Source organism: Pedobacter sp. WC2423 (assembly GCF_040822065.1).
GTDB lineage: Bacteria > Bacteroidota > Bacteroidia > Sphingobacteriales > Sphingobacteriaceae > Pedobacter.
On the sequence record NZ_CP162005.1, the window covers coordinates 4,502,060 to 4,516,276 of the forward strand.

Annotated in this window: 2 protein-coding genes; both read left to right on the forward strand. The window is 38.5% G+C overall.

Annotated features, from left to right (window positions below):
- The first annotated feature begins 49 nt into the window (after positions 1-49).
- Positions 50-10,792, forward strand: a complete 10,743-nt coding sequence (locus AB3G38_RS18835) for an amino acid adenylation domain-containing protein (protein WP_367865337.1) — start codon at positions 50-52, stop codon at positions 10,790-10,792.
- A 4-nt stretch (positions 10,793-10,796) separates the two neighbouring features.
- A complete protein-coding gene (locus tag AB3G38_RS18840) occupies positions 10,797-14,165 on the forward strand; it encodes an amino acid adenylation domain-containing protein (RefSeq protein ID WP_367865338.1) in 3,369 nt (1,122 codons plus the stop codon).
- The last annotated feature ends 52 nt before the right edge of the window (positions 14,166-14,217 follow it).

Genomic DNA, 14,217 nt, shown 5'->3' on the forward strand with positions numbered 1-14,217 from the left:
TCTATCTGATAATTTTTACTCACCATCCTCTGATTAAAACAAAATAACTGTGAAAAAAAAATTAGAAAAATCCAATGTCCAGGATATATTCGAATTGAATAAAATTCAACAGAGTATTCTATTTCAATACCTTAAAGAGGAAAATGGAAACATTTATAACGTTCAGCTATCTTTAAAAATAAATGGGCAACTCGATATAGGGAAATTTGGAAAAGCGATTTCCATAGTACAGTCAGAAAATGAGGCGCTAAGGTCAGTATTCAGCTGGGCAGGACTGAGTAAACCTATACAAATTATTCTGAAACAGTTTCCAATAGCTGTTGGTTTTTATGATATATCAGGGGGAAATGATCAATATATTGCAAATTTTCTTCGGGACTTCTTAACTAAAGATCAACATGAGCACTTCGATCTTACTGAGCTTCCATTTCGCATAAATCTGATTCAGACCTCGTCGGATACTTATATGCTGATGATTACGCATCATCATATTTTATATGATGGCTGGAGTACAGGTATTCTATTGAAAGAACTCTTCTTTTGTTATAATAAGCTTATAGACGGAATAAAGCCGTTGGAATTGAATAAGGTAAGTTATAAAGAAGTTTCCCATGCTTTAAAAGAAAAAGGTAATAGAGATGAAGACCTTAATTATTGGAAGGATTACCTGGATGGTTATGAGGTAAAGACCTTCTTCAGGAAAGAAAATGCAGGTACAATAATTAATAAAGGAATTGTTAAACGCAGTTTTCACTTGCCTATACAGCCGATAGAAGATTTTGCGGTTAAACATAAGATAACTAAAGCTTCGATTATGTATGCTGTCTTTGGTTTGCTTTTTGAAAAGTATACCAATAGTGAAGATTTTGTTTTTGCAACTTCTGTTTCTGGACGCGATAGTGGGGTGAAGGGGCATGGAGAAATAATTGGTAATTTTATTAATACTATACCTGTCAGATTTACATCTGCTGGACATAGCAGTTTTTTAGATATAATAAGGCATGTACATGAGGGGTTGATCGAATTAAATCAACATGCCGAAGTACCCTATACAAAAATCAAGCAGCTGGCTGGCTATGATCCCGCTATTGATTTATTTGATGTACTTGTTGTTATTGAGAATTATCCGCTGGAGACGAATGTACTGAATAGTCATTCAAGCTATAATATGCAGATGAACTCAATTTTTGAAAATACAGGTATACCTCTGGTCGTTACTGTTTTTTTTAATGAAAACTTAGAGATAGAATTTTCTATTGCAGAGGAAATATACGATAGCATAGATTTCAAGTTATTCGAAACTCACTTCCTGTATATTATAGACCAAATACTGGATCATTACATGGATGACCCACAGTCGCTTTATATTGTTGGTGCTGCAGAGGAGGAAGAATTATTATATCATTTTAATGATACTGCTGTCGATTACCCTAAGGATGCCACCATTATTTCTAGGTTTGAAGCCCAGGTTCAAAAGACTCCTGATCATACAGCTTTAATTTCGGATGAAGAGGGAAAATATCTGAGTTATCTGGATCTGGAGTTGTTATCTAACCAGGTAGGAAATTATCTGCGGGATATAGGAAAGATAGTAAAAGGTGATCTGGTTGGTATTTTGCTGGAACGGGAAGTATATCTTGTTGCAGGAATTTTTGGGGTATTAAAATCAGGGGCAGCATACATTCCTATAGATCCGGGATATCCGGCCTCCAGAATTGCTTCAATTATAGCTGATTCAGGATTGAAGGTTTTGATCACAAGAGGAAAATATCTTCAGGGAACAGTATCGGCAACAGTGATTGATCTTGATGATTGCGAAGCTCAGATTAATCTTGCATCTTCACAATCATTGTCAAAAACTGGACTGTCCGGGATTGATCTGGCATATATTATTTATACTTCTGGTTCAACAGGAAAACCAAAAGGGGTAATGATTGCACACCACTCAGTAGTTAACAGACTAGAATGGATGCAGAAGGAATATCCCATTTCAGGGAAAGATGTTTTATTACAGAAGACCCCGGTAGTATTTGATGTTTCTGTTTGGGAATTGTTTTGGTGGAGTTTTAATGGAGCAACCCTTTGTTTGCTTAAACCAGGAGGAGAAAAAGTGCCCTCGGAAATTGTAAGAACAATAGAAGCTCGTCATATTACAGTTATGCATTTTGTGCCTTCCATGTTGAGTGCTTTTTTACCAGTATTAGAGGATGACTTTGATTTAAAAAAGCTGAAAAGTCTGCGCTTTGTTTTTTCTAGTGGAGAGGCGCTTAAAGGCGGCCAGGTATTTCAGTTTGGACAGAAATTAAATAAATATTGCGAAAGCCGGTTGATTAATCTTTATGGTCCGACTGAAGCCACAGTTGATGTAAGTTATTATGAATGTAGTTTTGAACAGGAACAGCTAAATGTACCCATAGGCAAACCAATAGATAACACACAATTATATGTATTGGACAAACATCGTAGGCTGGTACCCAAAGGTGTTAGCGGGGAATTATATATAGGAGGGGTAGGTTTATCTGTTGGTTACCTGGATAATGAAGAGCTGACAAAGTTAAAATTTGTAGATAATCCATACAAAAGTGGAGATATTATATACGCTACGGGAGATATTGCCCGCTGGCTTCCGGATGGAAATATAGAATACCTGGGAAGAATAGATGACCAGGTGAAGATTCGTGGGTTTAGAATTGAACCAGGAGAGATTGAAAGTCATTTGCAGAAAATTCCTGGGATAATAGAAGCTGTAGTAGTAGTCAAAGATAATAAAGCGGGCAAATATTTAATTGCTTATTATGTTACGGATCAGCTTTTTGAAGATGGTATTATCAGAAATCAGCTTGCAGGGATATTGCCTCCGCATATGATTCCTTCCTACTTTATCCCGCTAAAAAATATTCCAGTAAATGCTAATGGAAAACTTGACCGCAAAGCATTGCCAGAGCCATCTTTTAAGAAAAAAATATTGGTATCAGCGGGCCTTAATGAGGTAGAAAAAAAGATTTCTGAAATCTGGACTGAAACACTTGGTCATGAAGTACCTGATACTAATCAAAATTTCTTCGATGTAGGGGGTGATTCCTTGAAATTGATTACAATCAGTGGGCGCTTAAGTAAAATATTTAATAAAACAGTTCAGATTACTGATCTTTTTGGATATCCTACAATTGCTTTGCAAGCCCAATTTCTGACTCCGGATGAATTACCAGAGTCTGTGATTGTTAACACAAATAAAGAAAATAACACTGTGTCGGGAGACATTGCTATTATTGGAATGTCTGGACGTTTTCCCGGAGCTTCAAATCTGGAAGAATTCTGGCACAATTTAGTTATAGGTAAGGAGTCAATAGAAAGAAAAGCTATCGATAACCCGCAAACAGATGTTGTTTATGCGAAAGGAATGCTGGAAGATTATGACCTTTTTGATGCTGGTTTTTTTGACTATTTACCAAGTGAGGCATTGTCTATGGATCCTCAGATGCGTGTTTTCCATGAATGTACCTGGGAAGCATTGGAAGATGCAGGGTATAATCCATATCTATTTGAAGGGGCTATTGGTCTTTACGCAGGAGCAACACCAAATCCAAATTATAATATAGCTGTCCCTGAAAGAGATGCTCATAATTGGATTAATAAGTGGGAAGAATTTACTTATGCGGATAAAGATTTCCTGTGTTCGAGGGTATCTTATCGTTTAAATCTAAAAGGTCCTAGTATCAATGTTTCTACTGCATGTTCTACTTCATTGGTAGCAATTGATCTTGCTTGTAGTGAGCTTTTAGCGAACAAGTGTGATATGGCCATAGCGGGTGGTGTCTCAGTTACTTTGCACGATAATGAAGGGTACGTTTACCGGAAAGGGATGATACTATCGCCCGATGGTGCCTGCCGGGCTTTCGATAAAGAAGCTGCCGGAACAGTGGGTGGAAACGGAGCAGGACTTGTTGTTTTGAAAAGACTTGAACACGCACTTAGAGATGGTGATCATATCCATGCTGTGATTAAGGGAAGCGCCACCAATAATGATGGAAATCAGAAGGTTGGGTTTGCTGCTCCAAGTGTAGAGGGACAGGCTAAAGTAATTAGAGATGCCATTAAAAAGGCAAATATTCACGCTGATACGATATCTTATATTGAAGCTCATGGAACTGGAACTGTTCTGGGGGATCCTATAGAAATTGCCGGGCTAACTAAAGCATTTAACACCGGGGTTAAAAATAGCTGTGCAATAGGTTCAGTAAAAACCAATATTGGTCATCTGGATGTTGCGGCTGGAGTTGCAGGCTTAATCAAAACGGTATTGTGTTTGAAAAACAGACAGCTGGTTCCCAGTCTGAATTTTACTGAACCAAATGTCAATATAGATTTTAAAAACAGTCCTTTTTATGTGAATGAAGAACTTCAATATTGGAAGGGTTCCGATCATCCCAGAAGAGCAGGAATAAGTTCGTTTGGGATTGGAGGAACAAATGCGCATATTATCATTGAGGAAGCTCCGCTATCTCCAGTTTTTACGGACAATAAAAGTACATATATTATACCCCTTTCTGCCAAGAGTAAAAAGGCACTTCAGCGTTATAAAGATAAGCTGATTAATTTCCTCCATCTTAACCAGGACGTGAGATTAGCGGATATTGCTTTTACGTTACAGCATGGAAGAGCACATTTTCCTTATAGAGAACATATGGTTTGCAGTGATCGGGAGGAACTGATCAGAAGCCTTGGTAAAGTTGTATCGAAAGAGGAAAGTCTTTTGAAATCCGGAAGACCTGCAGTCGTTTATCTGTTTTCTGGTCAGGGAACTCAATATGTAAATATGTTTGCAGACCTCTATTTAAAAGAAAGCTTTTTTAAAGAGATTGTTGATACGTGTTTTATCAAAGTAAATGAGAAAACAGGTAAAGATCTGAAAACTATAATTTTTCCTTCCAGTCCGGATGCAGCATCAAACCTGCTTGATCAGACATCGTATACTCAGCCGGCATTATTTATTTTGGAATATGCACTGGCAAAGTTGCTGATGAATTGGGGGATAAATCCTCAAATGATGATAGGACATAGCATTGGTGAATATGTGGCAGCATGTTTAAGCGGAATCTTTACACTGGATGATGCATTGACGGTGGTAATGAAGAGAGGGGAACTGATGCAAAAAACGGCTCATGGACTCATGTTGAGTATCCTGATTTCTGAACAGGAGTTGTCTTTGTTTTTAAATGATGAAGTGAAGTTGTCTTTGGCGGCAGTGAACAGTTCAGAAAGCTGTGTTGTTTCTGGTGACGAAGAATCAATTCTATCATTCAAAGAAATGATAGAATTAAAAGGATATAAGAGTAAGGTTATACGTACTTCTCATGCTTTTCATTCTCATCTGATGGATGAAATCCTTCCTGAATTCAGAAGTATATTCGATACTATAACTTTTGGAAACCTGAGTATCCCATTTATCTCAAATTTAACCGGGGAAGAAGCATCCGATCTGACAGTTGGTTCGGCAGAATACTGGGTTAAACACCTGCGTCATGAGGTCAAATTTGATAAAGGGATACAGCATGAATTAGCTAAAGGAAATGCAATCTTCATAGAAGTTGGACCAGGAAGTACACTGACTGCTTTTGTTCAGTCAAATAAAGCTAAAACAGCACAACATCATGTGGTCTCTTTGGTAAGAAATATAAATGTAAAGGAAGATGATTTTTGGTTTTTATTAAATGGAATAGGCAAAGCCTGGAGTTACGGGCTATCCTTGGAGTGGGATGATATTCAGAAAGAGGTAACAGGCCGAAAAATTTCAATGCCTGCTTATTCTTTTGATAAAATTAAATATCCAGTTTTACGGGTGCAGAAAGAGCTTTATGAAAAGACAACTATAGAAAGAAGTCTGGACGTTAATTCCTGGTTTTACAGAGGATTCTGGAAAAATACGATTTCTGCTCCTGATCTTCCTGCAGTATCTCAAGGCTCAGTATTTTTGATTTTTGCGGATAAGAATGGTCTTGCGAATGCTTTAATTCAGAAGTTTAATCAGCAAGCAACAGGCTACATTACCGTAAATCTGGCAGAAGCCTATAAGGAACTGAGTCCCCGGTATTATGAGGTTAATCCAACATTAGCAGGAGATTTTGATCTTTTGTTTGAGAATCTTAAAAAACATGAGGTGGTTATTGAAGCTATTATCTATAGCTGGACTTTAGAAGAGCCTGTGATGAATCAAATTGATCTCCCATCTTTTAATCCTCATTTTTTCCATTTGATGAACATGGTCAAATCTGCTGTGGATAAAAATTCAGGCAGGAAATTACATTTTTCTCTTCTTACTGCTGATATGCAGAATGTATACGGAAATGAAAATGGTGATATCGGGGCAGGTGCTATTATTCCCTGGTTTAAAGTTGCGGCTCAGGAATTTGCACAGGTTAGTGCAAGTTATATTGATGTGGAATTGGCTCAGATTTCAACAACGCGTTTCATTGATATGCTATGCACTGAGATAAAGCAGAAAAATAAGGGTAAGGTTGTAGCATTCAGAAATAATATCCGCTGGGAACATGATGTAGAACAGCTCCGGGATATAGCTGGAACGGGTAGTAAATTAAAGAACAAAGGTGTTTATTTGATTACAGGAGGGCTTGGTAAACTGGGTTTTGAATTGGCAAAGTATTTACTGACAAAATATGAAGCGAAAGTAGCTTTAATTGGCAGAACTGATCTTTCATCTGTAATTGATAATAAAGAATTTTATACTGCTGAAGATCCTATTCTTCAGAAGAAACAAAGATTGGAGGAGCTTAGTAGCCTGAGCGGAGAAATAGTTTACTTCAATTGTGATATTACCAGTAAAAATCAGCTGGAAAATGCGTTAAGTGTTATTCAAAATGATTTGGGGCCAATAAATGGAGTGATACATGCTGCGGGAATAATAGATGGTGCATCTGTTGATTTGATCAGTAAGTTAAATAAGGAGCATTATGAACTCCAGTTTAGTTCGAAAGTCCTTGGATTCCATAGGTTATATGAAGCACTGAGCGATGCAAAACTGGATTTTCTATTGCTGACTTCTTCGATTTCAACTTTAATAGGAGGAATCAAGTTTGCCGCATATGCACCTGCTAACATGCTTATGAACGGTTATCTTAATCATTTGCAGTCCAGAAAGAAAATGCTGAACTGGACGGCTGTGAATTTTGATGGTATTGCATTTCAGGACATCGGTAGTGATGGAATGCAAATCAATGAGCTGCACCAGGTTTTAGAGCATCTGGTATCCTTGAGTTATCTTCCTGAAGTTACAGTGTCAATGGGTGATCTTAATGCAAGGATGGAACAATGGGTATATAAGAATGTGGAGAAGCAGACTGATAACGAACTTATACAAAAAGCTGGTGTAGATTTTCAGCCTGGAGATATTCTAAGTACGCTGAATAAAATATGGAATAGTTTTTTTGGGAAAGAAGATATTCTTCCTGATGCGGATTTCTTTGAGTTAGGCGGAGATTCATTGAAAGCACTCAAATTAACTGATCATATCAGAAAGGAACTGGGATTTGAATTATCAATAACTGATTTCTTTGAAAATCCGACAATAGAGGAGCTGAGCAAAATTATTGCTGAGGGACTTAATGTTGCAGGACATAAAAATAAAATTGACCTGACAGGGTTAAGACATATCCTGGAATCGGGTGCAAAAACTGGATATGAGCTGTCCTCAGTTCAGAAACGGTTGTACTTTTTACAAGAATTTGATAAGTATTCAATTACTTATAATATGCCTCTGATATTAAGACTATCAGGATCGCTGGATAAAATACGTTTGGCGGAAGCTTTTAATGGTTTATTGCAGCGTCATGAGATACTGCGGACTTATTTTGAAACATCAGACGGGATACCTGTTCAAAAGATCCTGGATAGTGTGTTGCTGGAAATTGTGCATCTGGACGCTGATGCTGAAACATTAATGTCAACTCTGAACAGTTTTATTCGTCCCTTTGAGCTGTCTGAAGCTCCATTGATCCGTGTAGGATTAGTGATGCTGGAAGCTGAAGAACATGTACTGATTGCAGATATCCATCATATTATATCTGACGGGATATCCAGAAATATCCTGATTAAAGATTTTATGGCTTTGTATACTGCTGAAAAGCTATCGCCATTAACGCTGCAATATAAGGATTATGCAGTATGGCAGCAGAGTGAGCAGCAACAGGAGCAAATTCAATTGCATAAGGATTTTTGGTTGAAGGAATATGAGAATGAAGTCCTGACACTAGTGCTGCCCTCAGATTTTCCGCGTCCACTGGATAAACAGTATGCCGGCGCAGAATTAGTCTGGGAGCTTGGATTAGCAGAGAGTTTGGTACTAAGAAAACTTGCGGATAGGGAAGGTGTGACCATGTTCATGCTGATGTTCGCCGCTTTTAGTGTATTACTGAGTAAGCTGGGTAATCAGCAAGATGTGGTGATTGGTGTTCCGGTTTCGGGAAGGGATCATGCTGAGCTGGAAGACATTCTCGGCATGTTTGTGAATACAATACCAGTAAGAATAAGTGCTGAAGGTAATTTAAGCTTCCACGGGTTTTTGGATCAGGTCAAACAGAAAACCCTTTCTTGTTTTGAGCATCAATCTTATCCTTATGGAGAGATGATTGAAGAGCTACATATTAAACGCGATACCAGCCGTAATCCTTTGTTTGATGTGATGTTTAGTTATCAGAATTACGAGGAAACAGTATTGTCTATTCCTGGTCTTGACATAGGGCGTATAGAACTTGGTGAGGTCATGTCTAAATTTGATCTGACACTGGAGGTGACGGAGGGTGCAACCGGATTAAAATTGAGATTTGAATACGCTTCCAGTTTGTTTAAAGCCGCAACAATTGCACGTTTCGCCTCTTATTTCAACAAGACTTTAACAGAAGTACTTGAAGAGGTTAAGAGACCCTTAAGCGAAATAGAAATTATCTCTGATCAGGAAAGTAATTTATTGCTGAATGTGTTTAATCATACAGGAGGTGATTATCCGGAAGAAAAAACATTAGTGGATTTATTCGAGGAGCAGGTAGCACATCATCCGGAGCGGATTGCTATTGCTATGGGTGATGAAAGTTTAACTTATAAAGAACTGAATGAAAAAAGTAACCAACTGGCAAGATTTTTTCTTAGTAAAGGAGTCCGGAATGAAAATGTGATTGCTTTAATCATGGACCGGTCTATCAGTATGTTTGTGAGCATCCTTGCTGTCTGGAAAGCTGGAGCCGCTTATTTACCTATTGATCCTCAATATCCGGAGGAACGTATTGCTTATATTATTAAAGATAGCCAGTCTGTTTTTACGGTTATAGATACCAGTTCATATGTACACAGCAATTCCAATTTTATTAGTCTGAGCGATAATTCCTGGTCATCTGAAAAGAAAGAAAACCTGAAAAGAAGCTTTTCTTCTTCAGATCTGGCTTATATGATTTATACTTCTGGTTCTACAGGGAATCCTAAAGGTGTAATGATAGCACATAGGAATGTCATTAATTTTATTTATGGAATTAATAAGGAAATTGTGTTCAAGGATGATGGACGTATGTTGTGTTTAACTACTATTTCTTTCGATATTTTCGTGTTAGAGGCTATTCTTCCTTTGTTAAACGGATTAAGAATAGTACTGGCAGGTACAACGGAACAAAAAGATACCACTGCTTTAATCAACATGATTATAACGCGGAAGGTCGATTATATACAAATTACTCCTTCTCATTTAAAGGCACTGATCAGAACTGATCATCAGTTAAATGTATTTTCTGGTATTAAAATCCTGATGGTAGGAGGTGAGGCTTTTCCTGATGAATTGCTAAAGGAATTAAAGCAAAATTATGCCGGACAAATCTATAACCTATATGGCCCGACAGAAACAACGGTATGGTCGGCCATCCAGGATTTGACCATATTGAATAAAGTAAACATCGGGAAACCGATTTTAAATACCGGCATCTATATTCTGGATAGTAACCATAAACTTTGTCCTGTTGGTGTACCTGGCGAATTATGTATTGGCGGGGCGGGACTTGCGCGGGGATACTGGAATAATGAAGAATTAACACGGGAGAAATTTATAGTGAGTCCATTTACTCCTGATAAGCTTATCTATAAAACAGGTGATTTGGGAAGATGGTCGGATCAGGGATATCTTGAAATTCTTGGAAGAATAGACAATCAGGTTAAGATAAGAGGATTTAGAATTGAACTGGGAGAAATAGAACGTAACCTGCTGAATTATCCTGGAGTAAAAGAATCTTTAGTGACTGTCAGGGAAAAAAATGGCGATAAATTTTTAATTGCTTATTACGTTGGTGATCAGATTTTAAATGATTCGGATCTGAAACGGTTCTTACTACAATATTTGCCTGAGTATATGGTACCTGTCAATTACGCAAGGATTGATAGTATTCCTTTAACACCGAATGGAAAGATTAACAGGAAGGCTTTACCTGATATTGAATTAGGGACAAGAAATCTATATATACCTGCTGCTAATGAAACTGAAGAGAAGCTGATCGAAATCTGGTCTGGTCTGCTGGATATCCCTATGGACAAAATCAGTACGGACAAAAGCTTTTTTGAATTGGGAGGACATTCCCTGAATGCGTCATTATTGGTAAGTAAGATCCGAAAATATTTTGATGTGGAGTTACCATTAAAGGATCTGTTTCACAAACACCAGATTACGGCTATATCGGAATATATAATTACTGTAAAACAGATGAATTCAGGTATTGAAGATACCTCTGAAATAATTTTATTATAATCTTATGCGTATTGATGAACTAATTACGGAATTAAGAAAGCAAGGTGTTTTTATTTCAGTCACAGACTCACAGGTGGCAGTAAAAGCCACACCAGGTAGTCTGACTAATGAAATACTGAATAATATTAAGGAGAGAAAAGCAGAAATCCTGGATTTTTTCCAGGCTATTAATTATACAAAGAAAAAGAGTGTCATTTTAAAAGCGGATCAGAAAACTTATTATGAGCTTTCTTATGCGCAGAAACGAATGTACTTTTTGTATGAATTTGATAGTGCTTCAACGGCCTATAATATGCCATCGGTATTACGCTTATCGGGAATACTGGATAAGGAACGCCTGGCTAAAGCTTTTAATGGCCTGCTTGAGCGTCATGAAGTATTGCGTACTTATTTTGAACTCTTAGATGGGGTGCCTTTTCAAAAGCTACTGGATAAAACGTTGTTGGACATCGTTCATATGGATGCTGATGATGAAACATGGAAAACTGTTTTAAATAGCTTTATCCGGCCTTTTGAGCTGTCAAAAGCTCCATTGATTCGTGTAGGCTTAATAAGTTTCTCACCACAAGAACAGTTGCTGGTTGTGGATATGCACCATATTATATCAGATGGTATTTCGAGCAATATTCTGATTAAAGATTTCATGGCCTTATATAATGGTGAAGAGCTATCGCCATTAGCTCTCCAATACAAAGATTATGCGGTATGGCAGCAAAGCTTGATACAACAAAAACAGCTTGTATTACACAAAGATTTCTGGCTAAAAGAATATGAGAATGAGGTACCTGTATTAGAACTTCCTGCTGATTTTCCTCGTCCTTTGAATAAACAATATGCGGGGGCGAAGTTCGTCTGTGAACTGGGGCTTTTGGAAAGCCTGGAACTTAGAAAACTAGCGGAGCAGGAGGGGGTAACGATGTTCATGCTGATGTTTGCAGCTTTTAGTGTTTTGCTAAGCAAGCTGGGCAACCAGGAGGATATAGTGATTGGTGTGCCTGCAGGTGGACGCGATCATGCTGAACTGGAAGATATGTTGGGAATGTTTGTGAATACACTGCCGATAAGAGTAGCACCTGAACGCATACTTACTTTCAAAGCATTTCTGGCTGAAATCAAACAAAAGACGCTTTCGTGTTTTGAACACCAAAGTTATCCTTATGAGGAAATGATTGAGGAACTGCAGCTTAAAAGGGATACCAGCCGCAATCCGCTTTTTGATGTGATGTTCAGTTATCAACATGATAGCCAGCCTTTATTGATAATACCAGGTGTTGTTATCGGATACACGGAATTGAGCGAGGTGGTTTCTAAATTTGATTTACGATTAAATGTGACAGACCACGCAGCAGGATTACGGTTAGAATTTGAATATGCAACTGGTATATTTAAAGCAGAAACAATTACCCGTTTTGCTTCTTATTTCAGGAAGATTATAGCTGGAGTGCTTGAACAGGGATTTGTGACCTTAGGTCAGTTGAATATTCTTTATGATCAGGAACGCGATTTTTTACTGAAAGGCTTTAATGATACGAAAACAACATATTCCAGGGAGAAGACAATTGCTGATCTTTTTGTAGAACAGGTTTTAAAAACTCCAGATCAGATCGCTTTAATTTGCGCAGAAGAAAAGTTGACTTACAGGGAACTGGATGAACGTTCTTCTATTATTGCTCATTACCTTCAGCAGGAAAAAGGGCTATTGCGCGGAGACCTGGTAGGCTTGCTGCTGGAACGTGAAATAGAGCTTATCCCATATCTATTGGGCGTGATGAAAGCTGGTGGTACTTATGTACCTATAGATCCGCATTATCCTCAAGAACGGATTAACGGAATTATTTCGGGTTCGGGTTTAAAGCTGGTGATTACCCGTGGCAGTTATTCCAATTTGCCAATAATAGAAAGTTTGGTCGATCTGGATGTAATATCGCAATCGCAGCTATTGAAAAGATATACAGCACCATTTACTTCTGTTGCTGTCAGTGCTGATATTGCTTATATTTTATATACTTCTGGTTCTACTGGTACGCCAAAAGGGGTCATGATCAGCCAGCAGTCACTGGTTAATTATATCAGCTGGGCGGTGTCAGTTTATGGCTGCGGAGCTGAAACTGTTTTCCCTGTCTACAGCTCGATCTCCTTTGATTTGACAGTGACCAGTATGTTCTGCACGCTGGTTAGTGGTGGTACTATGGTATTATACCGGGAAGAGCCAAATACATTAATGATCGAGAAAGTTTTCCTTGAAAACAGGGCTACCGTTATCAAGCTTACCCCTTCTCATTTGCGGGCGATAAAAAGTGGTAACTGGCTGGGTGCTGTGTCTTCTTGCCGGATCCGGAAGTTTATTATCGGTGGAGAAGAGCTGAGTAGCCAGGTTGCTGGTGAGCTGTACGCTGAGTATGGAGGTGATGTCGAATTATACAATGAATATGGGCCTACAGAAGCGACGGTTGGCTGTATGATTTATAAGTTTAATCCTGAGGATGAGGGTGCGGCTGTACCGATAGGCATACCGGCAGCCAATACCCAGGTTTATGTACTGGATAAAGGTTTGAATCCCGTTGCTCCGGGTGTTTGTGGAGAGTTATATATCTCGGGAGACGGGCTTGCTTTGGGTTATCTTCATCAGGAAGGACTCAGCAGGGAGAAGTTCATCGCCAATCCTTTTATTGAGGGTGCAAGGCTGTACCAGACGGGTGACCGCGCGGTGATGAACAGTTCAGGTCAGCTGGTATTTCAGGGGCGGCTGGATGATCAGGTAAAGATTCGTGGTTACAGGATAGAGCTGGAAGAAGTGTCCCGTCACTTGGCTGCATACCCGGGTATTACAGCAGCTGTTGTACTGGCCGATGACAATAAAGAGGACCAGCAGCTGATTGCCTATTATGTAGCAGGTGAAGAATTAGAAGTGGCTTTGCTGAAGTCGTTTTTATCGGCGAAACTACCCGGTTATATGGTGCCGGTGTATTACATGGTGGTCAAAGAAATACCATTGACGGATAATGGAAAAATTAATAAAAAGGTACTTCCAGTACCAGACATCCAGATAGAAGAAAGCTATCAGGCAGCTTCAAATGAAATAGAAGCCAAACTGGTGGAAATCTGGTCTCAGGTTCTGGAGATCAGTATGGAGAAAATCAGTGTTAATAAGAGTTTTTTCGAATTAGGAGGAACTTCACTGAAGCTTATTAAGTTGACAACTTACATTAACCAATCTTTTCAGTGGAAAGTATCTGTACCCGATCTATTTCGATATCCTTCCATCCTTTCTATCGTAAAATTTATTACCGAAGGAGATGCCAAGGCCGAATTATACAAGAAAAATATTGAAGAAGAGGTTACGGGAATGCAGGATATACTAGATTTTTTATAATTCAAACCTCTGCAATTCACAGTTAAAATTGCCCGGTCACAGACCAGGTAAG

Excerpts from the sequence above, each read along its gene's own strand:
- AB3G38_RS18840 (WP_367865338.1), top strand. The coding sequence starts at position 10,797 with ATGCGTATTGATGAACTAATTACGGAATTAAGAAAGCAAGGTGTTTTT.